Genomic DNA, 23,244 nt, shown 5'->3' on the forward strand with positions numbered 1-23,244 from the left:
TCAAATTGAAAGGCTTCCCGAAATTCCGGGAAGCCTGCTGAATCTATCTATATTACAAAATCATTTCCGCCTTTTGAAGCGGCACGGTCCAAAATATCCTGTATCGTCACACTGCCCAGATAATCCCTCACAACTTTATCCAGTCCTTCCCATACAAAAATTGTCGGACAATCATAATAACGTTCGCACTGATTGGTCTCATCGTCCAGACACGCAACCGGGGCAATGCTGCCTTCTGTAATCTCCAGTACATCTCCGATCGTATATTCCGAAGGTTTTTTAGAAAGCTGATATCCTCCTCTCGGACCTCTCAGGCTTTTTAAATATCCGCATATACTCAGCTGTCTTACGATCTGCTCCAGATATTTTATGGAAATACCCTGTCTCTTTGACACATCCTTCAGTGAAATCCATTCTCCCGTATTGTGCTGTGCCAGATCATATAATAAGCGGACCGCATATCTCCCTTTGGTTGAAATCTTCACGGGTTCCCTCCTCATTCCTACTTTTTCACTATGTTATATCACTATTGTAAAGAATCCGGCTCTTTCTGTCAAACCCCTTTAACAGGAATATAAAAAACAAACTATTTAAGCAATAAAAAAACAGCTGAATTTATTGGTTTCAGCTGTTCTTTACTATGCCGGCAATGGGACTCGAACCCATACGCCCGTAAGGACAACAGATTTTGAGTCTGTCTCGTCTGCCAATTCCGACACGCCGGCTTGTCTTGACGACCTTGAATATAATATCATCTCTGTCATGGAATGTCAACAAGAAAACCCAAGTTTTTCATCTCTCCCCTTATTCTCCGCCGATCATATTTTCCAGTGAATTTCCCGGAGGTACAATTGGAAGTACATTCTGTTCTCTGCCTATTATAAACTCAATAACCGTAGGGACATTCTTGCTCTCTTTGGCTTTCAGGAGAGCGCTCCGAATGTCTTTCACTTCCCGGACACGAATCCCTTCTGCCCCGTAACTCTGTGCCAAATGGACAAAATCAGGGATATAACCGGATAGACAGTGTGCAGACGCACTTTTGCATTCTTTCATACAGCTTTCTCTGCGGCAGGTACATGTGGCAGAATAACGCCTATCATAAAACATCTCCTGCCACTGCCGGACATTGCCCAGATAACCGTTGTTGAAGATGCAGATGATAATGGGGAGTTCATAGAGCGCTGCCGTGGCAAGTTCCTGAATATTCATCTGAAATCCGCCGTCTCCGCAGATGGCTATGACATCTTTTCGGGGTACTCCTAATTTAGCACCTATGGCAGCAGGGAAACCATAGCCCATTGTTCCCATACCTCCGGAGGTGAGCATTTTTCTCTTCTCCGACAGTTTCAAAAACTGTGACGCCCACATCTGATTTTGTCCCACATCCGTTGTGATCACGGCACTGTCAAACAGATCATTGATGTATTCTATCACATTCTGTGCGCTCATTTCCCCAGATGTGCTTTTCTTTAAAGTGACCGGATGCCGCTGTTTCCACAGTTTCAGACGGCTGACCCACTCCCCGGCCGCAGACGGCTTTGCTCTTTCAAGAAGAATTCTGATCAGTTTCCCTGCATCTGCGGCAACCGATATATCTGCCGGTACATTTCGCGAGATCACATCCGGCTCGATGTCTGCATGGATAATAACTGCCTTGTCTGCAAAGCTGTCCGTTTTTCCTGTTATGCGGTCGTTAAACCGAGTGCCGATGGCAAACAGAACATCACACTCACTGGTGGCCATATTTGCAGCGAAACTTCCGTGAATACCCAGATTCCCCATATACAGCGGATGATCTGAGGGAAGGACCCCTTTCCCCATGATGGTCGTGACAACCGGTATCCCGGTCTTTTCTGCCAAGCTGGCCATTTCTTTTTCCGCCCCTGCAATATGTACACCTCCTCCCAGCAAAAAAAGAGGTTTTCGGGCTGCCCTTAAAGCTTCCAGACAGCGGTCTATTACTTCCTGTGGCACAGGCACTTCAGGTTTATCGTCTGTGCACAGCGGATAAAAGTCAGAACCCATTTCCTGCTGAATGTCTTTCGGCAGATCAACGACTGCCGCTCCGGGCCTTCCTGACCGGGCTGCCTGAAAGGCACTGCGGATCGCTTTCCCCAGTTCACTGCGGTCACGTACAGTCACTACATATTTACATATACTCTTCATGATCTTAATCGTATTTACTTCCTGAAAAGATTCTCTCCCGATCAGCCCTGAAGAAACCTGTCCCGTAAAACAAACAAGTGGAACACTGTCTATATTTGCAGTGGCAATGCCGGTCACAAGATTGGTCGTCCCCGGTCCGCTGGTCACAATACAGACTCCTGTTTTTCCCGAAGCCCTGGCATATCCGTCTGCCGCATGCACTAGTCCCTGTTCATGGCGCGGCGTAATGACTCTGATCTCCTTCTCATCATAAAGCTCGTTAAATAAATCAATTACCTGACCTCCCGGATACGCAAACAAAGTATCTGTTTTTTCCGCCTTTAACGCTTTCACAACCAGCTGTGCTCCTGTAATCTCCATGTAATATTCCTCCATTCACTTCATAAAGCAAGTAAACACTTGCATATTGGTTATATTTATACGGCACCGTCAAAAGACAATGCCGCCTTCTTCACTCTGCCGTAATTCCATACAGGAATGCGGCAACTGTTTTTTTAATAAAGTCTTCTCTTCCAACCTCCGTAAGCTTTTCTTCAAACGACGCATTTAAAAACGTATAACCAAAAGTGCTGGAAAAAAGCGTCATAGCCAAAATCTCAAAATCCGACCTGGGAATCTTACCTCTCTGCGCCATCTGTTCAAAGTAAGAAATCAGCGATGAGAGGAACGCCTGAGGGATTTTCATAATAAACGGCGCTGTTTCCTCATAAATCTGCGGAGCCCGCAGACCGATGGAGAGTCTCACAAAGTCAGGGGTAATCCTCTTCATATACTCTCTCATATACATTTCCAGATCATACTGCAGCTCCCACCGGACATCCTGAAATATATCCGGCGTAAAATCCGCCCGCCACTTTTCCTGCTCGATACCGCTCATAACAATACTTTTCTTATTCTGAAACTTCCGAAACAGGGTGCATTCATTCACCCCTGCGGAATTTGCGATATCTTTTGTAGTCGTTGCCACGTAGCCTTTATCCCTTACCAGAGACATAGTCGCATCTATAATTTTTTGACCGGTCTCGTCCATATGTATCATCCCTCTCTGTAATGCAAGTATCTACTTTCATTTTAGAATCTCCCATAAAAAAAGTCAAGGCCGGAGAAGTGATATCTCATCAATTCTCCGGCCTTTTGTTATTTCATAGGAAAGTTCTACGACCTTCCCTATGAAATAAAAACGCTCCGCGGGTTGTACACAGATGCGTAAGGAAATTATTTGGATTTTAACTCTGTAAGTAATTCTTCAATATTGTCAAGACAAGCCCCGCAGATGCTTCCTGCGCCGGTTGCGTCTTTGACTGCGTCCACTGTTGTGGCACCTTCTTCATAGGCATCCATAATTTCTCCCACGGTCACATCGACACATGGACAGATAATATCGTCACGGTCCATTCCTTCCACCTCCATAAATAATATAGGAGTATTATGGACCTAAATTCCGCGGAATATACACTATTTATTCTGAACTTTCTCAAGCAGCCCTTTTTTCCTCAGTCTTTCGTTGGCTGCATCCCTTAAAAGCGCATAAATAACGGAACAGGCCGGGATACTGATAAACATTCCGGCTACTCCGGCCAGATTGCCGCCGACGGTCACTGCAACTAAGACCCAGATGGCAGGAAGACCCACTGAATTTCCCACAACATGAGGATAAATAAGATTCCCTTCAATCTGCTGTACTACGACAAACATGATAACAAAAATAACCATCTTAAACGGGCTTACCATAAAAATCAGAACCGCCCCCAGAGTGCTTCCGATGAATCCTCCCAAAATAGGGATCAGCGAAGTCACGCCGATAAACATGGCGATCAGCATGGCATAAGGCAGACCGAGTATATTCATGCAGATAAAAATGATCGTGCCCAGGATTACGGCTTCCGTACACTGGCCGGACAAAAAACTTGAAAATGCCAGATTACACATGTTTCCAATGTATATGATACGGTCCGCATATGCTTCTTTCAGATAAGAGTATAGAAGTTTCTTCGTCTGAAGTACCAGCTTCTCCTTTTTCAGCAGTGCATTAACTGCAAAAACAATGCCAAGCAAAAATGTCACTACGGTCTGTACTGCCGAACTGATGACAGATACCGTGGAGCCCAGAATATTGCTGGCGCCGGACTGGAAAAATCCCATCAGTTCTGTACTGATTTTATTCCAATCTAAGTCGATCTTCATCAGATTCTGTTTGGTGAACAGAGGATTGTTGGATACATTCTGTAAAAATTCTTTGATCTCGTTCACAAATCCCGGAATGCTGGATGCCAGGCTGTAAAGTGTATTGGCAAGTTCCGGAAGAATGAGAAAACTGATCAGCGCCAGAACACCGATAATACATACGACAGCCAGGATCAGGCTCAGTGCCCGCTTTCCTTTTTTCACTTTTGAAAACAGCTTTGTTTCAAAAAATCTCATTGGCACATTGATAATAAATGCCATACATCCTCCGATAATAAACGGGAAAATCACTGAGACTAAATAGGAGAATGCCTTCAATATGTAGCTTATATTGCTGACACCCAAATAGAGAAGTACTCCAAACGCCACAAGTCCAAAGAATCCCTGTGTGTTTTTATTATAAAATTTCATATGATACTGCTCCTTTTAAAAGATATTAAATAATTATACCGAAAATAAAAACAGATATCCAGACATATTTAAAAAGATTCGGTTTCTTGTTGTGCTTCTAACTTTTTCCATGGTAAAATAGAGAAGTACAAAATGCGAAATGGAGAGTATATGCCAATGAACATTTACACTTTTAACAATAATCGGAACTCCTCCGAAGATCATATAAAAACATTGAAAGACATTGCTTCAGAGCACCACTTTAACATCCATATATTTAAATACACCAATAAAGACGAATTATTATTTGATCTGTCATCTCATCCGGAACGGGCAGATATTATTTTCCTGAGAATATCAAAAAGCAAAGACGATGAGATTGTCGGTCTTGAAGCGGCCAAAAGTCTCCGCAAGCTTTGCTGTCATGCCCTGCTTATTTTTATCTCTGCCAATAAACAGCTTGCTGCAAATACTTTCCCTACGTTTCCTTTTTACTTTTTCTATCTCAAATATCTGACTCTGGAACAATTCAAACCTGTATATTTAAAAGCTCTTTCACTGGCCGAAAGGAGGCGGAACAACCTGTTCCAGTGCGGCAGCGGCGCGCATGAACATTACATACCTCTGGGTGATATTTACTACTTTGAAATCTTTCAGAGGATTACAACTGTATACCACAGCAACACCAGCTTTTCGTTTTATATGTCCATGTCCAGGCTGGAAAAAGAATTAACACCGAAAGGATTTCTGCGCATTCACAGATCCTTTCTCATCAACATGCGCCATATTGACCAGATTACTGACCGCACGGTACGGCTGACGAATGGATTTACTCTGCCCATAGGAACCACCTATTTAAGTCAGGTACGAAAAATGTTGTCACAGCTTAAAATCTACACCCTATAAGAATTAAGAAGGTGATATTATGTTTTCAATCTGCTTTTGTGATGATACTCCCGCAACACTGCATAAGTACATAGAACTTTTTGAGTTGATCGCCGAGAGACATCAGATCCCTGTCAGTATTCGGGCATTTTCTTCGGGTGAGGAGTTTCTTGCTTACTTAGAGAACCCAAACCACTTTTTTGATCTTTATTTTGTTGAAGCCGGACTGAAAGACATAAGCGGGATTGACACGGTTCTCCGTATCCACGAGTATGATCCGTGGGGACTCGTGATCTTTCTCGGAGTCCGCGCGGAATGTGCCAGTGACTGCTTTGCCGCTTACCCTTTCAATTACATCATCAAGTCAAAGCTGAACTTTATCAGGGGCGAATCTGTCTTTCTCAATGCTTACTCGGTTTTCAAGCAAAAAAAGAAGCCGTATATCGTCTGTAAAAACCGGACCACGTTCCAGTGCATTCAGCTTTCCGATATTTCTCATTTTGAGACTCTCGGACGCCTCGTGGTTGTACATTTTAAAGACCGGAGTTTTGAATTCTATTCCAAACTCAATATCATAGAACAGTCTGTTAAAAACAAAGGTTTTATCCGTGTCCACCGTTCTTACATCGTAAACCTCTCCTATATTTTAGATGCGGATAAGGAAAATATCTTCCTGACAGGCCACGAAACTCCCGTCCCCATCGGCCAGATTTATCTTGACCATGTTCGCAGGGAGACTTATCCGTTTTTTTCCATCAATTCTTCCAGTCTGTCTGTCAAATAAAACAAGGACTTTTGCACCCTTATCTTAACAATGTACAAAAGTCCTGTTTATATGATGACGCCCTGTTTTAAGTCTTATGATCATCAATATTGCCGCCTGCGCGGATCACGATACGTCAGGACTCTCTGCATTGAGCTTCTTCACCTTATAGGAATTGCTTACTCCCCAACTACGGCAAGTCAGTTTCTTCATGCTCGCCTTGAACTTTGCTATCGATTTTGCGTGTGGTTTTGCCTTGAATTGATGTGCCCTGCTGTCAAAGCAGAACCCAAAGCCGAGGTATTTAAGCCCTAGTTTCTCTTCAATAAACTTTGTGAGATTTCTCATTACTCGCTTTGCCGACATTTCACTTCCTACCATAACAATACAGTAAGTAGACCCAGGGAACCTCCCCCTAAGTCCCTCTCAGAACTGTACGTGAACCTCTCAGCTCATACAGCTCCCATTATCCGGCCGATGGCAGTATTCCAAACTTCCAGTGCGCAAACAGATTCCCGTCTCGCTTGAATTGACCACCCTTTCCCCGATTGGTTACGGCAGATGTTGTCTCTTCTGCAATCCAGACTCTACTAAAACTGATTGACTGTTCACCCCTTCGCTCCATTTCCGTTACAGCAACTTCTTCACTACTATGGGCTCTGCTGAATTCTCACAGTTCGTTGTTATTAGGCTAATGAAACCTCTGTGAGACCTCCACGCTTAAGGTGCACGCTCTTTCCCTCCATATATCCGCCGCATTTACTTTACTCCTACAAATGTGATAGTTATTAGACTTTGTTGCTTTGAGCCAACTTATCTCTCAGAGTCCAGCCTTATATGCGATTTCTGTCCGTCGAACCGGAGGTTTGCTTTCAGCTTCCTTCAGATTCCATCTCACGATGGACACCCTTGCTGTTCGGCTATACATTTCCCACTACCCGGGCATGTTCGGGACTTTCCCCCGTTAGAGTGCGCCCATGGCGCGCAAACTCAAAAGAGACTGCCGGCTCAGCCTGCAGTCTCTTTAACTTATCTTTTGTTATGCCCAAGATGCCGTTCCCCGCAATTTTGACTCCTAGCCACAGCTAGGTGGGTTTCCTCATCCTGCCTTCTACCTTCCACCGTGTTGTGGCTTGATATCCAGCCGGATATTCGGAATCCCGTTCAAATAGTTGTAGGTTCAAAATAGCAGGCGTTATCGAACACCCCAGGCCGTTTATTCCGTTTCTTTACAAGTTATTATACATGAAGTATGTGAGAGTTTCAAGAAGTACATACATGAAATTCTAGCCAATCGACACCGGGCCTGTTTTCTCAAAAGGAGAAATACGGTCATAGCCGCTGATGTCCTCTTTCAAGTCTCTTTTCAAATAGCGAAATGTCTCCTTCTCTCCTTTTTCAGCATACATTGTCAACAGCATCATCAGATAATCTTTGGAAGCCTCATGCATGATCAATGCCCCGATTCCGTTATTAAAATACTCCAGAGGACTCTCTTTCGTAAAATCATTCTTTTTGTAGATTTTCCCGGCGCTGATTCTGTCCACTAACATTTCCGCCATATATTTTTTCGGAATTTTCATTCCTACCAGGCCCTTAGCGTCAGGATTCAGGCTGTAATCGATCCAATACTCAAAATGATGCCTGTTCCTCCCTTTATGGTGCAGCCATGCCCTGGATATCCCATATTTTCTTCTTTCGATGTTGTTAGGGCTTTGATTTCCCTGGTAGTATTTCGCCCCCGGAATAAATTCCGTCGGAGAATACTTTGACATATCGTGCATGATACCCTGGTAGTAAAGTCCCACCTTAAAACAGCCTTTGGCCACAAGGATTTTATGTTTTGTAATTGTCTTAAAGTGTCCTAAAATATGCATAATCAAGCTCCCAGCACGGCAATCCCGATACATCCCGACAACACGATCAGGAAAATCGGATGTATGGATTTCCCACGTTTCTCTGCTACTTTATTTATCATATATAATATAACAAAAAGAATCACAGATTTAAAGTCAATGGAAGAAACTATTTTATGAAGATCCAGTTCACCATCTTTTAAAAACGCCACCTGAAACACAGACAGAGTCGCCGCGCAGATTAATCCGGCCACCACCGGACGGATGCCGTAAAATCCTGCCTCCACAAGACGGTTGTTTTTAAAACTTTCCAGCACTCTGGCAACGAGGATGATAATGACCACCGACGGCAGCACAAGGCCGAATGTGGCGATCAGGCTTCCGGGGATACCTGCGATATGAAATCCCGAATAAGTCGACATGTTGACGCCGATGGCTCCCGGCGTAGACTCGGAAATTGCCAGCATATTTACAATATCTGCGTGGGTAAACCAGTGAAAACGGTCCGCCATGCTGTAAAGGAACGGAAGTGTGGCAAGCCCGCCCCCAAGCGCAAAGAGTCCGGTCTTAAAAAATTCAATGAACAGCTTTAGAAGGATCATTTTCTATCTCCTCCTCTCCGCACTTTCCCGCAGAGCAAAAGTCCTAAAACAGCGCCGATGATTACATAAATCACAGGATTACTCATGAAAAATACCATGCCGAAAAATGTGGCCGCAAATATCATACCCGTCAGCCAGTCCACGACTCCGCCTTTTACCATCTTCTTGATACTGTTGATCATCAGAACACAGACACAGACCCGAATGCCCCAAAATGCACTCTGCACCGCTTTTAGGTCACTGAAATTGGTCATAAAAGCTGCGATGAGCATGATAATAATCAATGATGGGGCTGTAAACCCTAATGTCGCCGTGATACCTCCTCTGATACCCTTCAGTTTGTATCCAATAAACGTGGAGGTATTGACAGCGATGACTCCGGGCGTACACTGTCCTACCGCAAAATAATCCATGACTTCTTCACTCGTCGCCCAGCCTTTATTTTGAACAACCTCCCGTTCGATCATCGGGAGCATGGCGTAGCCTCCGCCGAATGTAAATGCACCCATTTTAAAAAAGGTTAAAAACAGTTCTTTATATTCTTCCAACTCGCTGATCCGTCCTTCCCATTAAGTTTTCTTTTTATTATACGGAAAAAATGCGAAAAAAACCAGAGACAAAACCAAACTGGCTTCGTCTCCGGAAATGTAAAACATATTACAGGTTTGTATATCCCATCATCTGAAGGTCGACTTCTCTCGCCGCTTCCCGTCCTTCGCGGATTGCCCACACGACCAGTGACTGGCCCCGGTGCATATCTCCCGCGGTAAATACATTTTTAACATTGGTGCAAAAAGAGTCCGGCTCTGTGGCTACATTGGTACGTTCATTGAGTTTTACGCCGAATGCGTCGGTCACATAGGATTCACTTCCGAGGAACCCGGCAGCGATCAGCACAAGATCCACCGAAATTTCTTTCTCTGTTCCAGGGACCTCCGCCATTGTCATCCGACCGGTTTTCTCATCCTTTTTACTTTCAAGCTTTACGATAACGGCTTTCGATACATCACCCTTTTTGTTTTTCTTAAATTCTTTCACTGTTGTCTGATAAGTTCTCGGATCATGGCCGAATAAAGCGATGGCTTCCTCCTGACCGTAGTCTGTCTTGCAGACTCTCGGCCACTCCGGCCACGGATTGTTCTCTGTGCGCTCATCCGGGAGTTTCGGCATCATCTCCAGCTGGATGACACTCTTGGCCCCGTGGCGGATGGATGTTCCCACACAGTCATTTCCCGTGTCGCCGCCTCCGATGACCATGACGTTCTTCCCTTTGGCACTGATGTAAGTGTTGTCTTTCAGTCCGCTGTCCAGCAGTGCTTTCGTGGTGGATTTCAGGAAGTCTACGGCGAAATAAATGCCTTTGGCATCCCTTCCCGGAACTTCGATGTCTCTCGGATGGGAGGAACCGCATGCCAGGATAATGCTGTCGTATTCTTTTTTCAGCTGTTCCGCCTTGACATCCTTTCCCACATCCGTATTCGTCTTAAATATAATGCCTTCTTCCTCCATGATTTTGATCTTCCGGTCCACGATCTGCTTTTCCAGCTTCATATTTGGAATACCGTACATCATCAGTCCGCCGACCCTGTCTGAACGTTCATAGACCGTAACCTGATGTCCTCTCTTGTTCAGCGAATTGGCCGCCGAAAGCCCGGCGGGTCCGGAACCGATTACAGCAACCTTTTTCCCGGTCCTGCTCTTTGGCGGTTTTGCATCCGCAAGTCCGTTGGCATAGCCGTATTCAATAATGCTCAGCTCATTCTGCTTGGAGCAGACCGGCTCCCCGTTGAGACCGCAGGTACAGGCCGCCTCACAGAGAGCAGGGCAGACCCTGCCTGTAAACTCCGGAAACGGATTGGTCTTCTTAAGCCTCTCAAATGCCTGTTCCCAGTTTCCTGTATAAATCAGGTCGTTCCACTCCGGCACCAGATTATTCAGCGGACACCCGGACGCCATGCCGCCAAGCATCAGTCCTGACTGACAGAACGGTACACCGCAGTCCATGCATCTGGCTCCCTGTCTCTGCTGCTCTTCAGTCGGGAGAGGAATGTGGAATTCATTATAATGTTTGATTCTCTCTCTGGGCTCCTCCGCCCTCGCGTCTTTTCTCTCGTAATCTATAAATCCAGTTGGTTTTCCCATTCGTCTGTCCTCCTACTTAGCGTTCTCATAAAATGCTTCGATCTGCGCCTGCTCACTGCTGAGTCCCCGCTCTTCCATCTGTACGATCAGATTCAGCATCCGTTTATAGTCTACCGGCATGATCTTTTTAAACTTCGGCAGGAATTCTTCAAAGTTTCTGAGGATCTTCTTTCCTTTTTCGGAATTGGTATAAGCCACATGTTCTTTCAGCATTTCTTTGACTTCAAGCACATCGTATTTGGAGGTGATATTTTCGATGGTCACCATCTCCTTGTTGACATTCATATAAAGGGAACTGTCCTCATCTAAGACATAGGCGATACCACCGCTCATGCCTGCCGCAAAATTCTTTCCTGTCTCACCCAGGACTAAGACACGGCCTCCGGTCATATATTCACATCCGTGATCACCCACGCCTTCCACTACGGCAGCAGCCCCGGAATTTCTGACACAGAACCGCTCTCCCGCGACTCCATTGATAAATGCTTTGCCGCTGGTAGCCCCGTAGAGGGCCACATTTCCGACAATGATGTTTTCTTCCGGTTTAAACTTGACGCCGGCCGGTGGATATACCACCAGCTTTCCTCCGGACAGCCCTTTTCCAAAGTAGTCGTTACTGTCCCCGACAAGCTCCAGTGTGAGGCCTTTCGGGATAAATGCCCCGAAGCTCTGTCCGCCCGCACCACTGCATTTTACCGTGTACATGTCGTCAGGCAGCGTGTTTTCTCCCCATCGCCTGGTGATCTCGGACCCGAAGATCGTACCAAACGTACGGTCGATGTTTGTGACATCCAGTTCGATGCTCTTTCTCTGTTTTTTCTCAAGTGCGGGTTTCAGTTTTTTCAGAAGAACCGTCTCGTCCGCCACTTTATCCAGCTTAAAATCATAGACTTTCTTATGGGTGTAATCAATCTTTTCTGCCTTGGCATAGGAAGTATCCAGGATTCTTGACAGATCAATGTGTCTGTCTTGTGTCTCTTTTGTCGGCTTTAACAAATCTGTGCGTCCAACCAGCTCATCGATGGTGGCCACGCCCAGTTTCGCCATATATTCTCTCAGCTCCTGTGCTATAAACCGCATGAAATTGACCACATATTCCGGTTTACCGGCAAACCGCTTACGGAGCTCCGGATTCTGTGTCGCAACACCCACAGGGCAGGTATCCAGATTGCAGACACGCATCATTACGCATCCCAGCGTCACAAGCGGCGCCGTTGCGAACCCAAACTCTTCTGCACCAAGCATGGCGGCGATGGCCACATCCCTTCCGCTCATAAGCTTTCCATCTGTTTCCAGTACAACCTTGTTCCTTAAATTGTTCATGATCAGGTTCTGGTGCGCCTCAGCAAGCCCCAGCTCCCACGGAAGCCCGGCGTTGTAAATAGAGTTTCTCGGTGCGGCTCCCGTACCTCCGTCATAACCGGAGATCAGAATAACCTGGGCCCCGGCCTTTGCGACACCAGATGCGACCGTACCGACTCCCGCTTCGGAAACAAGCTTCACGGAAATCCTTGCATCTCTGTTGGCATTTTTGCAGTCATAGATCAGCTGTGCCAAGTCCTCGATAGAATAAATATCGTGATGCGGCGGAGGTGAAATCAGCCCCACTCCCGCCGTTGAATGACGGGTCTTTGCAATCCACGGGTAAACCTTCTTTCCGGGGAGGTGCCCCCCTTCTCCCGGTTTTGCTCCCTGGGCCATCTTGATCTGGATTTCCTTCGCACTTACAAGGTACTCGCTGGTCACTCCGAACCTTCCGGATGCCACCTGTTTGATGGCAGAACAGCGGTTCTTTCCGTCTCTTCCCACAGCCAGCCGTTCCGGGCGTTCACCACCCTCTCCGCTGTTGGACTTGCCGCCCAGCATATTCATGGCGATAGCCAGTGTCTCATGGGCCTCTCCTGAGATAGAACCGTAAGACATGGCTCCTGTCTTAAATCTCTTTACAATGGAATCCACACTCTCAACCTTATCCATAGGTATTCCCTTTGAGGGATAGTTAAACTCCATCAGGCCTCTTAAATTTCCGGGCTCTAATTCCTCATCGATCATGTGGGTATACTTTTTAAAGGTCTCGTAATTTCCTGTTCTCGCCGCCATCTGGAGCGTGTGGATCGTCTGCGGATTATAAAGATGCTGTTCCTTTCCGCTTCTGAATTTATGGCTGCCTGTGCTCTCCAGCATCAGGTCATTTTCCAGTCCCAGCGGGTCAAATGCAGATGAATGTCTGATGTCTACATCTTCTTCGATATCCTTTAGGGTGATTCCTTCCACACGGCTGACTGTATTGGTAAAATACTTATCAATCACTTTAGAGTCAATGCCGATGGCCTCAAAAATCTGAGATCCCTGATAAGACTGGATCGTGGAGATCCCCATCTTGGATGCAATTTTTACGATTCCGTGAAGGACTGCGTTTGTATAGTCTTCCACAGCCGCATAATAATCCTTGTGAAGCAGGTCATCGTCGATCAGCTTCCGGATGGCCTGCAGTGCCAGATATGGATTCACCGCACAAGCTCCATATCCGAGCAGCGTGGCAAAATGATGAACCTCTCTCGGCTCTCCGCTCTCAAGGATCAGAGCCACGGAAGTCCGTTTTTTTGTCTTGATCAGATGCTGGTGCATGGCAGATACAGCAAGCAGGGATGGGATCGCCACATGGTTTTCATCCACTCCCCTGTCAGACAGGATAATGATATTTGCTCCGTCCCTGTAAGCACGGTCTGCCTCAACAAACAAGCGGTCCAGCGCCTTCTCCAGGGATGTATTTTTATAATAAATGATCGGAAGCTCCGCTACCTGAAAGCCTTCTCTCTTCATATATTTGATCTTCAGCAGATCTGTGTCCGTAAGAATTGGATTGTGGACTTTCAGCACCTGGCAGTTATCCGGTTTCTCTTCCAGGATATTTCCGTCTTTTCCGACATAAATAGTGGTGGAAGTCACAAGTTCTTCTCTGATCGCGTCGATCGGCGGATTGGTTACCTGTGCAAACAGCTGTTTAAAATAGTTAAACAGAGGCTGATGCTTCTTTGAGAGAACCGCCAGCGGAGAATCCGTACCCATGGCCGCGATAGCCTCTGAGCCGCTTAACGCCATAGGCTGAATGGCAGTTTTTACTTCCTCATAAGAATATCCGAATGCCTTTAAAAGTTTTTCTCTCTGCTCTGTCTCATAAGACGGCACCGGAAGATTTGGGATCTTTAAATCCTTGAGTTCTGTGAGGTTACTGTCAAGCCATTCTCCGTACGGCTCTTTTCCCGCATAAGATTCCTTAACCACATCATCATCGATGACTTCGCCCCTGACCGTATCCACCAGGAGCATCTTTCCGGGACGAAGCCGTTCTTTCACGAGGATCTTGGTAGGGTCGATATCCAGGACTCCGATCTCAGAAGATAAGATCAGCTGATCATCATCTGTGATGTAGTATCTGGAAGGGCGCAGGCCGTTTCGGTCGAGCACGGCTCCTACCTGGTCACCGTCGGTGAACAGAATGGAGGCCGGTCCGTCCCACGGCTCCATCATCGTCGCATAATACTGGTAAAAATCCCTTTTCTTCTGGCTGATGACTTTATTGTTTTCCCAAGGTTCCGGTATCGTGATCATGATCGCGTGCGGCAGGGCCATTCCGCTCATCACAAGGAATTCCAGGGTATTATCAAGCCGTGCGGAGTCGGACCCGTTTGGATTGACCACCGGGATTACCTTATGCATCTGGCCCTTCAGGAACTTAGACTCCATATTTTCCTCTCTGGCCAGCATCTTATCTGCATTTCCGCGGATCGTGTTGATCTCACCGTTATGTACGATGAACCGGTACGGATGCGCTTTCTCCCAGCTCGGAGTCGTGTTCGTACTGAAACGTGAATGAACGAGGGCGATTGCAGATTCATAGCCCGGGTCCTGAAGGTCTTTAAAAAATGTTCTGAGCTGTCCCACAAGGAACATTCCCTTATATACGATAGTCCTGCTGGACAGGGAAATCACAAAGGTCTCTTCATTGCTCTGTTCAAATACTTTCCGGACAATGTATAGCCTGCGGTCAAACTCTAATCCTTTCTCCACATCCTCCGGCTTTTCGATAAATGCCTGGAGAATCTTCGGCATACATTCAATGGCTTTTTTGCCCAAAACCGTACTGTCGGTCGGCACTTCTCTCCATCCGAGGAACTTCATGCCTTCCTTTTCCACGATGATCTCAAACATCTTTTTGGCCTGCTGTACTTTCAGTTCATCATTGGGAAAAAAGAACATTCCAACTCCATATTCCCTCTCTCCTCCAATTCCGATGCCGGACTCTTTACATGCCTTTTCAAAAAACTTATGGGAAATCTGGAGCATAATGCCGACACCATCTCCGGTCTCCCCTGCCGCATCTTTTCCGGCCCGGTGTTCCAGTGTCTCAACAATCTTTAATGCATTGTCGACTGTAGTATGACTTTTGATTCCCTTGATATTGACACAGGCACCGATCCCGCAGTTGTCATGCTCAAAGCTGGAATCGTATAACCCGGGTGTGTTGTCTCTTTTGATCGTCATAAATCTCTTCCTTTCATTCAGCAGTTTCGAAATGTTATTTTTTGTAGAATTTCTTTGTTGGAATCTATCATACAAAAATATATCTAACTTGTAAAGCATTTTTTTCTTAAGTTTTCTGATTATTTGAAAATTTAAATTACAATCTATAATTATCAGATTATTATACAAAATAAAATCTCCAGTTCAAGACTGAAAAGAAGTTCTGTTCAGTAAACAATCGCAGCACAGCGCCGTTTTGCTGCAATAAGAATCACTAACATCTATTCAATAAATTTTGGGCAAATGCTCTTGCTCTATCAGTTTTATTATCACTGATAAATCCACTATTGTATCCCAAATCACGTTCTGACGGCATACCTTCGTATACAAGCCGATCAAGCAAGGCTTTCACAGGTTCTGGACACGACCAACTATAAATGGGCGCAGCCAATATTATTTTATCAGATGCAAGAATAGAATCGACTGATTCTCCATCACAAATTATGTTTGCTGCCCAGCTTCTTCTTACAAGGAAAGGAACAGCCGGGACATAAACTGTCCCGGCCTCGATTATGTATATTTATTAAAATGTTACATCTTTTCCGTAGTAGATGCATTCCAAAACTTTTTCCATGTCATCTGTGGAAGTCTCTCTCGGATTAGATCCCGTACATGCGTCTGCCACGGCGCGCTCTGCGATCATCCTCTTCTTCTGATTAAATTCTTCTTCATTAATTCCAAAATCTTTCAGATTGGAAACAATGTTTAATTTCTTATTCATCTCGCGGATCGCCTCGATCAGTGAAAGAGTCAATGCCTTATCGGAATTTCCAGGAAGGCCGATCCTTCTTGCGATAGCTGCATAGCGTTCCTCACAAACCTTCGCGTTAAACTGGATCACATACGGCAGGTAGATGGCATTTGCACATCCATGTGTGATATGTCCGGTATCAAAGACGGCTCCTGTCTTATGAGCCAAAGAGTGTACGATTCCCAAAAGTGCATTGGAGAATGCCATTCCTGCGAGGCACTGTGCATAGTGCATATTCTCACGGGCTGTCATATCCCCTTCGTAGGAAGCTTTTAAGTTGTCAAACACCATCTCAATAGCTTCTAATGCCAGCGGATCTGAGAACGGAGAATGAAGTCCTGCCACATATGCTTCAATGGCATGAGTCAGTGCATCCATTCCTGTATAGGAAGTCAGTTTCGGAGGCATCGTCTCCGCCAATGCAGGATCTACGATTGCAATATCCGGTGTGATCTCAAAGTCTGCCAGCGGATATTTGATTCCTGAACTGTAATCTGTGATAACAGAAAATGCCGTCACTTCGGTAGCTGTTCCTGATGTTGACGGGATCGCAAGGAATTTGGCTTTATTCCTGAGCGGAGGAACTGTAAACGGATCTTTTACATCGTCAAATGTAGTTTCCGGATGCTCATAGAAGATCCACATTGCCTTCGCAGCGTCGATCGGAGATCCTCCTCCCATCGCAATAATCCAGTCCGGCTCAAAGTCTCTCATGACCTCTGCGCCTTTAAACACGGTCTCTACAGAAGGGTCCGGTTCTACACCTTCAATTAATTTTGTCTCAACTCCTGCTTCTTTTAAATAATCGACAACCTGGTCTACAAATCCAAAACGTTTCATAGAACCGCCGCCGAGTACCAAAACAGCTTTTTTTCCATCCAATGTCTTCAGTGACTCAAGCGATCCTTTTCCAAAGTATAAATCTCTAGGTAGTGTAAATCTTCCCATACGTTATCTCCTTTGCTGCAGAGGATTGAAATGTTGACAACCCTGACCAATGGTTACATTCTTATTGTACTGCTTTGTTAATGTTTTATCAATAAAAATCTGCAACAAAAACACACTCACACAAATGTTCTAATATTGACTATATGACATTGACATTTGTTCTTTATTTCTTTCGCTCCGAAAGATAGGCTTCCATCCCCCGCCTTCTGAGTCTGCACGCAGGACATTCTCCGCATCCGTCCCCCCTGACTCCATTATAGCAGGTCAGTGTTTCATGTCTTATCACATCAAATACTCCCAGATCATCGGCCATTTTCCATGTTTCTTTTTTGTCGATCCACATGAGAGGCGTAATCACTTCAAACTCGTAATCCATCGCCAGAGTCAGCGTCGTTTCCAGAGACGTAATAAATACATGTCTGCAGTCCGGATATCCGCTGAAATCGCTCTGGGACACGCCGGTCACCAGTACATGGATATCTCTCTGCTTTGCAAATACTGCCGCAAAGGTAAGAAACAGCATATTCCTTCCGTCTACAAAGGAATTCGGCGTACCCGTTTCAGGCGCCTCTTTGTCCACCTCAATATCTGCCCTCGTCAATGAGTTGGGCGCCAGCTGGTTTAAGAGGGCCATATCCAGAATATGATGCTCTACGCCATATTTTTTGCAGATTTCTTTGGCACAAATTAATTCATCCGAATGCTTCTGTCCGTAATTAAAAGAAAGTGCGATAACTTCTTCATATTTTTTCTTTGCCCAGAACAGACAGGTGGTACTGTCCTGTCCCCCACTGAATACTACAACTGCTTTTGTCGGTTTTGACATAGTTTTCTTTCCTCCTCTTATCTTTCTGCGAGCATATAAAAGCGGTTCTCCATGGCAGAGTCATTTTCAAACTTCCCTCTCAACGTAGATGTAATGGTCTTTGCCTGATTTTTCTTAATGCCCCTGGCGCTCATACAGCTGTGATTTCCTTCGATGAGCACAGCCACATCCTCTGTCCCTGCCACTTTGGAGATGATCTCTGCGATATCTGACCCGATCCGTTCCTGGAGCTGAAGCCTTTTGCCGACCATGTCACAGATCCTTGCGATCTTGCTCAGTCCCAGAATCTTTTCTTTCGGCTGATATGCCACAGTGACTTTCATATTGTACATAAGGGCCAGATGGTGTTCACAGTAGCTGAATATATCGATGTCTTTTACAACGACCATATCCTTATGATTTTTTACAGACAGATCGTCCTCAAAGGTTTTAGAGTACATTTCTGCAATCTGGTCATTGCTGTAATTCATCCCCTCAAACACTTCTTCATACATCCTGGCCACACGGTCCGGCGTCTCCTTAAGACCCTCCCGGTCCGGATTATCCCCCAGCGCTTCCAGGATACCTCTGATATGTTTTTTGACTGCTTCTTTATCGATTGCCATAGCTTCTTAGACTCCCTTCCGCTCCGGATTCCAGACAACTTTATGGATCTGGATCTGAAACCTGACTTTATTCATCCTGTGTTCTTTCATAAACTCCACGATCTCATCCGGAGGTATGGCACCGAAAACCGGACTGAAATACACGATCGCCTTTTCACAGAGAGAAAACCGTTCGATAACTTCTTTTGCCTTCTCCAGATCTTCTCTTGTCCCTATCACAAACTTTACGACATCCCACGGCTTTAATTCTTCCATATTTTCAAGGCACATGGACTCCTCCATGCCGCTGGAGGGCAATTTATAGTCCATCGTCATCGAAAATCTCGCATCCCGCTCTCTCCACGGGCGGATGGGAATACTTCCGTTCGTTTCAATTTCCAGTTCTGTCTTTGGAAGTGACAAAATACTTCCAATCAATTCGCTGATATTTTCATCCAGCAGAGGTTCTCCCCCGGTCAATGTTACCAGATCTGCTTCTGACTCCTTTACCATCTGCGCCACTTCCGCAGCCGTCATGAGATCCGCCTCACCTTTTTTGCTGATGGCCCATTTGGTATCGCAGTAGGAACAGTTTAAATTACATCCCCGAAGGCGAATGAACATAGAAAGCCGGCCCGCCTTCTTCCCCTCGCCGTTGATACTCACAAAGCTTTCTGCTATTTTAAAAACTTCCATCGCTATTCTCCATAAATGGCACGGTTATTCGGCGTCTCATATACTTCCACATAAGAAACGTCATAGCCGTCCTGTTTGATCCGGTCATAAAAATATCTGGCAAAATTCTCTGCCGTAGGGCGGAATTTAACTTCAATAATCCGGAAATCTTCTTCTCTCAGTGCCTCTATCGTCTTGGTCTTCAGTGTGTCTTTTTCTACGATCAGAGCATGGTCAAACTCGTCTGCGATTTCTTTTACCTTGTCCTTTAATTCGCCGAAGTCTACGACCATCCCCCTGGTCTGGCCCTGTTCTTCTACTTTTTCCTTTTGGATCGTCACCGACAGTTTCCACCGGTGTCCGTGCAGATTTCTGCACTTGCCCTCGTATCCCGCCAGAAAATGTGCGGAGTCAAAAGACGCATGTGTATTTAACTGGTACATGTTTATCCCTTTCTCTCGTTTTCTATTTCCCGCTGTTTCAGGCCTTCTTCCGAAAAGAACCCCATGAAACAGTAAAAGACACGCCACCCGCGGTGTCCGTGTCTCTAAGCATTCATCTAAGACATAAGAAATATGTCTGATCATATCCTCTTATTTTGTCCTAGTTTTGTTTAAAGACAGGATGGTACGAATGAACTGTCTGACATATTTACAATAACTAAATGAGTATAACACACTTTTCATTAATAGGGAATAAAAATTCCAAGTTTTCTTCTCTATCTTCTGTTTCACCTCATGGCTGCTGAAAATAACCGGATCAAGAATTTCCATATACGGGGATATTCCCTCAGGATCGTTTGTCTGATTTCTTCGCAGGCTGCCGTCCCTTTTTCTGTGAAAGTAAATGTTCCGTCAGCAGCTCCTCCGATGACTATGTGCGCATTGACATAACCTCCCACAGCAATGTGGGTGGCTAAAGCACATTCTCCTATGGAAATCAGCCCCGCAGAGAGCAGACCCACGGAGAAAAGACCAGCAGCAAAGTTTCCAATGGCTATGATTCCTTTTGCTTTATTATTCATAGTGGAGATTCACAGTCACATAGACTGCTTCCTTTTCTCCCGATGCACCAGAATTTCCAACCAACTCATCCATGCTGATATGAAAAATTCTGCTCAATTCCATCAGTTTCTTCATCTCCGGTGTTGTAGTCCCGCTTTCCCTTAGTTAAAGATATGAACTCTATTTATCAGTCTACTTTTCCGATAAATCGGTAGTATATCTCAATTTCCTGTATTCTTTCGTTATCCTCATTCGTTGTTGCTTCGTGAATGAGGATTTTTTCTATCATTGCATTTAATAACGGTGCTGTCAGTTCCTTTGGTACGGAATATTCTTTGATTAACTCAATCCACTTTTCAGCACCTATCATGTCCTGTTCCATTTTCCTTAATTCTTCTCTTAGGTTGGTTATCTGCTGTTCCAGTTCTATCTGCTCCTGCTGATATTTGCTGGAAAGCATAACAAAGTTTCGTTCCGTTATCTTCTCACAGGCTCTATCTTCATACATCTTCGCAAATAAACGGTCAATCTCATTTTGTCGGTTTTCGGCTTTCTTCAATGCACTTGCCTTTTTCTTCTTTTCCCGTATTCGTTCCGCATTGCCAGCCTTTTGTATCTTATTTAAGACCTTTTCTTCCTCCTGTTGTACTGCCTTAGCCCAATACTGCAAACGCTCCAATACGGCTTGATACAGCACATCATAACGGATATAGTGCATAGAACAATATCCTTTGCCAAACTGTCCGTAGAAACTGCAAGCGTAATAACTATAAGGTGTTTTGTTTGCCGTATTTGTTGCAAACCTCATAGACCAGCCACAATCCACACACTTGACAAGCCCTGCAAATATCGGCGTTGCCTTTTCCTTTGTCTGTCTGCGTCTTGATTTTATCTGCTCCTGCACACGATAGAACACTTCCTTGTCTATAATAGGCTCGTGAGTATTTTCCACCCGAAACCATTCACTTTCGGGCTTTCGTACTTTCTTCTTGCTTTTGAAAGAAACAGTTGATTGTCGGTTATGAACGCTGTTGCCAATATAAACCTCGTTCTTCAATATCGCCTTAACATGAGCAATCGTCCATTCATAACGCTTACTGTCGGGCTGTCCCTCAAAGATATGTGCAAAAGTACCGTATCTTGTAAAATTCAGCCATGCAGGTGTAGGAACTTCTTCTGCTCTTAACTGCTTTGTGATTTTTGCACTTCCGTAACCTTGATAGGCTAAAGAAAAAATTTTTTCAATAATCCATTTCGTTTCCTCATCAACCAGCAATTTTCCTTTGATGTCTGGGTGTTTCTTATATCCTAACGGAGCATAAGCACCATAATACGCACCCTCTGCAAATTTTGTCTTAAATGCTGATTTCACTTTACGGCTTGTATCTCTAGCCACCCATTCATTGATGATGTTCTTAAATGGTGCAATCTCACTTTCGCCTTTTTCGCTGTCCACACCGTCGTCAATCGCTATGTAACGGACATTATGACTAGGGAAATACAATTCTGTATATTGTCCTGTCATAATATAGTTTCTGCCAAGTCGGGAAAGGTCTTTCGTTACAACACAGTTGATTTTTCCTGCCTCTATATCCTCAATCATTCTTTGAAAACTCGGTCTTTCAAAATTTGTTCCCGACCAGCCGTCATCAATATATTCATCAATGACATTCAAATGATGTTCTTTTGCATATAGACGCAACATACTTCTCTGTGTGGTAATGCTGGAACTTTCGCCCTGTAATTCATCATCACGGCTTAACCTAAGATAAAGTGCAGTATTGTAAATCTGTTGTTTCATTGTCAGTTATCCTCCTTTATAACTAACCCGTGTTTACAATACCTGCTTGCAAGTAAAGTATAGCACGGGTTCTTTTTGTCATTCAATCTATTTCTCACAACTGCACCGATTTTATGCGATTGTCTGTTTTACTTTTTCCAGCATGACATCAGTTAGAAGTTCTTCCATTGTCTTTCCCTTTTCGGAAAAATGCTCTTTTATAACAATCTTTGTCTTTCCTCTTTTGCCAATGCCACATTTGCTATTTTTCTTTTGAATTGTTTTTACAGTATCAGCAATAACACATACCCCCTTTCTGTAAAAGTTTTTCTAAGCAATTCAACGGCTTTTGTCATAGCCCACAGGACTTCCACCTCTACATAGTTCTTATGTAGCCGTACCCATTGCGTGCGACGCTCTTAACGCTCAAACTGTGGCTGTACGGGAGTATCATTATCTGACAGGACAGGTCATGGCAGTAAAAGAGGACAAATCTTTTATAGGAACACAAACAGGGTTCGCTCGCTTTTGCAGGGGAAAGGTCATGGCGTCTTTGTTTCCACGGCTCGCTGTCTGTCAAAGGTATTGAATTGCTTTATTCAGTTGTCAAAGAACACGAAAGAAGAAAATCATTCCCATTTCACTACTATCTGTACGGCAAAATTCCATTTGCTAAGTTGATGATGAAAAAAGATAGTTTTTCTTTTCACACCCTAACTACCCACGCCATACCATTACTGCCAACTATGGAATGAATTACTTTCTTTGCTCCATATAGGGAACGGAAACCATGAATTGTTAAGTTGAAACTGAAAATATTTTCTTTTTTCACATCATATAGGGACAGCACCCACCGATTTGATGACCTATTTTTCAAAAAAGTTTAGATTTCCTTTTCTCACACCATATCTGTACGCAAGTAACCGTTTTGTTGCAGATTTTTCAAAGGAAATCGAGTAGGGGAGATTAAATCTCCCCTCTCACACCACCGTACATGCCGTTCGGCATACGGCGGTTCAACATAACTTCAAAGCATGACGTTCCATGTAATAATCGTAGCAACTCACAAGCCCTGCCTGTTTCAGCTTTTCTTTTGAGATT

Annotated in this window: 20 protein-coding genes, 1 tRNA gene, 1 other RNA gene and 2 pseudogenes; 2 read left to right on the forward strand and 22 right to left on the reverse strand. The window is 44.8% G+C overall.

Annotation, left to right across the window (positions count from 1 at the left end; genetic code table 11):
• Positions 1-47: 47 nt before the first annotated feature.
• From QGT46_RS06220 to QGT46_RS06245, 6 genes are all read right to left on the reverse strand, one after another.
• The gene (locus QGT46_RS06220; RefSeq protein WP_024727866.1) at positions 48-485 is read right to left on the reverse strand and encodes an RrF2 family transcriptional regulator; all 438 of its coding nucleotides are present in this window, start codon (positions 483-485) and stop codon (positions 48-50) included.
• 156 nt (positions 486-641) lie between these two features.
• Positions 642-725, reverse strand: a tRNA-Leu gene (locus tag QGT46_RS06225).
• A gap of 79 nt (positions 726-804) precedes the next feature.
• Positions 805-2,529 carry a biosynthetic-type acetolactate synthase large subunit gene (ilvB, locus tag QGT46_RS06230; RefSeq protein ID WP_270433239.1) on the reverse strand — a complete coding sequence of 575 codons (1,725 nt, stop codon included), beginning with the start codon at positions 2,527-2,529 and terminating at the stop codon, positions 805-807.
• Positions 2,530-2,620: 91 nt separating this feature from the next.
• The gene (locus tag QGT46_RS06235) at positions 2,621-3,199 is read right to left on the reverse strand and encodes a TetR/AcrR family transcriptional regulator (protein WP_148459799.1); all 579 of its coding nucleotides are present in this window, start codon (positions 3,197-3,199) and stop codon (positions 2,621-2,623) included.
• Between the two features lie 185 nt (positions 3,200-3,384).
• Complete coding sequence (locus QGT46_RS06240) at positions 3,385-3,564, reverse strand: (2Fe-2S)-binding protein (RefSeq protein ID WP_024727869.1); 180 nt, start codon at positions 3,562-3,564, stop codon at positions 3,385-3,387.
• 60 nt (positions 3,565-3,624) lie between these two features.
• Positions 3,625-4,764: an AI-2E family transporter gene (locus QGT46_RS06245; protein ID WP_148459800.1), complete on the reverse strand. Its 1,140-nt coding sequence runs from the start codon at positions 4,762-4,764 to the stop codon at positions 3,625-3,627.
• Between the two features lie 156 nt (positions 4,765-4,920).
• On the opposite strand from QGT46_RS06245, the gene QGT46_RS06250 reads away from it, so the two are divergent.
• Positions 4,921-5,649: a LytR/AlgR family response regulator transcription factor gene (locus tag QGT46_RS06250; RefSeq protein WP_024727871.1), complete on the forward strand. Its 729-nt coding sequence runs from the start codon at positions 4,921-4,923 to the stop codon at positions 5,647-5,649.
• Between the two features lie 19 nt (positions 5,650-5,668).
• Positions 5,669-6,412, forward strand: coding sequence for a LytR/AlgR family response regulator transcription factor (locus tag QGT46_RS06255; protein ID WP_148459801.1), 744 nt, complete (start codon positions 5,669-5,671; stop codon positions 6,410-6,412).
• A gap of 129 nt (positions 6,413-6,541) precedes the next feature.
• Here QGT46_RS06255 and QGT46_RS06260 read toward each other — a convergent pair.
• The 16 genes and pseudogenes from QGT46_RS06260 to QGT46_RS06335 all read right to left on the reverse strand — a co-directional run.
• Positions 6,542-6,781 (reverse strand): annotated as a pseudogene (locus QGT46_RS06260) (group II intron reverse transcriptase/maturase); the annotation flags it as partial.
• Positions 6,782-7,429: 648 nt separating this feature from the next.
• Positions 7,430-7,608: non-coding RNA, 6S RNA (gene ssrS / locus QGT46_RS06265), on the reverse strand.
• A 69-nt stretch (positions 7,609-7,677) separates the two neighbouring features.
• Positions 7,678-8,268 (reverse strand): DUF5662 family protein, encoded by a 591-nt coding sequence (locus tag QGT46_RS06270; protein WP_148459802.1) that lies wholly within the window; start codon positions 8,266-8,268, stop codon positions 7,678-7,680.
• A 2-nt stretch (positions 8,269-8,270) separates the two neighbouring features.
• Positions 8,271-8,849, reverse strand: coding sequence for a chromate transporter (locus QGT46_RS06275; protein WP_024727875.1), 579 nt, complete (start codon positions 8,847-8,849; stop codon positions 8,271-8,273).
• On the reverse strand, positions 8,846-9,397 hold the full coding sequence (locus QGT46_RS06280) for a chromate transporter (RefSeq protein ID WP_148459803.1): 552 nt from the start codon (positions 9,395-9,397) through the stop codon (positions 8,846-8,848). Before QGT46_RS06280 ends, QGT46_RS06275 begins: the two co-directional genes overlap by 4 nt.
• A gap of 109 nt (positions 9,398-9,506) precedes the next feature.
• Positions 9,507-10,991, reverse strand: a complete 1,485-nt coding sequence (locus QGT46_RS06285) for a glutamate synthase subunit beta (protein WP_148459804.1) — start codon at positions 10,989-10,991, stop codon at positions 9,507-9,509.
• 12 nt (positions 10,992-11,003) lie between these two features.
• Positions 11,004-15,536, reverse strand: a complete 4,533-nt coding sequence (gene gltB, locus QGT46_RS06290) for a glutamate synthase large subunit (protein ID WP_148459805.1) — start codon at positions 15,534-15,536, stop codon at positions 11,004-11,006.
• A 253-nt stretch (positions 15,537-15,789) separates the two neighbouring features.
• On the reverse strand, positions 15,790-16,095 hold the full coding sequence (locus tag QGT46_RS17490; RefSeq protein ID WP_148459810.1) for an NAD(P)H-dependent oxidoreductase: 306 nt from the start codon (positions 16,093-16,095) through the stop codon (positions 15,790-15,792).
• Between the two features lie 3 nt (positions 16,096-16,098).
• Entirely contained in the window at positions 16,099-17,274 is a 1,176-nt protein-coding gene (locus QGT46_RS06300) for an iron-containing alcohol dehydrogenase (RefSeq protein ID WP_024727879.1), read from the reverse strand.
• A 163-nt stretch (positions 17,275-17,437) separates the two neighbouring features.
• The gene (gene queC, locus QGT46_RS06305) at positions 17,438-18,100 is read right to left on the reverse strand and encodes a 7-cyano-7-deazaguanine synthase QueC (protein WP_024727880.1); all 663 of its coding nucleotides are present in this window, start codon (positions 18,098-18,100) and stop codon (positions 17,438-17,440) included.
• Positions 18,101-18,117: 17 nt separating this feature from the next.
• The gene (gene folE / locus QGT46_RS06310) at positions 18,118-18,705 is read right to left on the reverse strand and encodes a GTP cyclohydrolase I FolE (RefSeq protein ID WP_024727881.1); all 588 of its coding nucleotides are present in this window, start codon (positions 18,703-18,705) and stop codon (positions 18,118-18,120) included.
• Positions 18,706-18,711: 6 nt separating this feature from the next.
• Positions 18,712-19,380 (reverse strand): putative 7-carboxy-7-deazaguanine synthase QueE, encoded by a 669-nt coding sequence (gene queE / locus QGT46_RS06315; protein WP_148459806.1) that lies wholly within the window; start codon positions 19,378-19,380, stop codon positions 18,712-18,714.
• A gap of 2 nt (positions 19,381-19,382) precedes the next feature.
• On the reverse strand, positions 19,383-19,802 hold the full coding sequence (queD, locus tag QGT46_RS06320; protein WP_148459807.1) for a 6-carboxytetrahydropterin synthase QueD: 420 nt from the start codon (positions 19,800-19,802) through the stop codon (positions 19,383-19,385).
• A gap of 287 nt (positions 19,803-20,089) precedes the next feature.
• Positions 20,090-20,383, reverse strand: coding sequence for a hypothetical protein (locus QGT46_RS06325; RefSeq protein ID WP_051405227.1), 294 nt, complete (start codon positions 20,381-20,383; stop codon positions 20,090-20,092).
• A gap of 167 nt (positions 20,384-20,550) precedes the next feature.
• The gene (locus QGT46_RS06330) at positions 20,551-22,164 is read right to left on the reverse strand and encodes a recombinase family protein (protein WP_148459808.1); all 1,614 of its coding nucleotides are present in this window, start codon (positions 22,162-22,164) and stop codon (positions 20,551-20,553) included.
• Between the two features lie 111 nt (positions 22,165-22,275).
• Positions 22,276-22,486: pseudogene (locus QGT46_RS06335) on the reverse strand (tRNA wybutosine-synthesizing protein 3-like protein).
• Between the last annotated feature and the right edge of the window lie 758 nt (positions 22,487-23,244).

It is taken from the genome of Anaerostipes faecis, from assembly GCF_910574135.1.
Classification (GTDB): domain Bacteria; phylum Bacillota; class Clostridia; order Lachnospirales; family Lachnospiraceae; genus Anaerostipes; species Anaerostipes hominis.

Bases quoted from the DNA above. Each gene is read 5' to 3' on its own strand.
- ilvB (WP_270433239.1), bottom strand. From the start codon at position 2,529: ATGGAGATTACAGGAGCACAGCTGGTTGTGAAAGCGTTAAAGGCGGAA.
- QGT46_RS06235 (WP_148459799.1), bottom strand. From the start codon at position 3,199: ATGGACGAGACCGGTCAAAAAATTATAGATGCGACTATGTCTCTGGTA.
- QGT46_RS06240 (WP_024727869.1), bottom strand. From the start codon at position 3,564: ATGGACCGTGACGATATTATCTGTCCATGTGTCGATGTGACCGTGGGA.
- QGT46_RS06245 (WP_148459800.1), bottom strand. From the start codon at position 4,764: ATGAAATTTTATAATAAAAACACACAGGGATTCTTTGGACTTGTGGCG.
- QGT46_RS06250 (WP_024727871.1), top strand. From the start codon at position 4,921: ATGAACATTTACACTTTTAACAATAATCGGAACTCCTCCGAAGATCAT.
- QGT46_RS06255 (WP_148459801.1), top strand. From the start codon at position 5,669: ATGTTTTCAATCTGCTTTTGTGATGATACTCCCGCAACACTGCATAAG.
- QGT46_RS06270 (WP_148459802.1), bottom strand. From the start codon at position 8,268: ATGCATATTTTAGGACACTTTAAGACAATTACAAAACATAAAATCCTT.
- QGT46_RS06275 (WP_024727875.1), bottom strand. From the start codon at position 8,849: ATGATCCTTCTAAAGCTGTTCATTGAATTTTTTAAGACCGGACTCTTT.
- QGT46_RS06285 (WP_148459804.1), bottom strand. From the start codon at position 10,991: ATGGGAAAACCAACTGGATTTATAGATTACGAGAGAAAAGACGCGAGG.
- gltB (WP_148459805.1), bottom strand. From the start codon at position 15,536: ATGACGATCAAAAGAGACAACACACCCGGGTTATACGATTCCAGCTTT.
- QGT46_RS06300 (WP_024727879.1), bottom strand. From the start codon at position 17,274: ATGGGAAGATTTACACTACCTAGAGATTTATACTTTGGAAAAGGATCG.
- queC (WP_024727880.1), bottom strand. From the start codon at position 18,100: ATGTCAAAACCGACAAAAGCAGTTGTAGTATTCAGTGGGGGACAGGAC.
- folE (WP_024727881.1), bottom strand. From the start codon at position 18,705: ATGGCAATCGATAAAGAAGCAGTCAAAAAACATATCAGAGGTATCCTG.
- queE (WP_148459806.1), bottom strand. From the start codon at position 19,380: ATGGAAGTTTTTAAAATAGCAGAAAGCTTTGTGAGTATCAACGGCGAG.
- queD (WP_148459807.1), bottom strand. From the start codon at position 19,802: ATGTACCAGTTAAATACACATGCGTCTTTTGACTCCGCACATTTTCTG.
- QGT46_RS06325 (WP_051405227.1), bottom strand. From the start codon at position 20,383: ATGAATAATAAAGCAAAAGGAATCATAGCCATTGGAAACTTTGCTGCT.
- QGT46_RS06330 (WP_148459808.1), bottom strand. From the start codon at position 22,164: ATGAAACAACAGATTTACAATACTGCACTTTATCTTAGGTTAAGCCGT.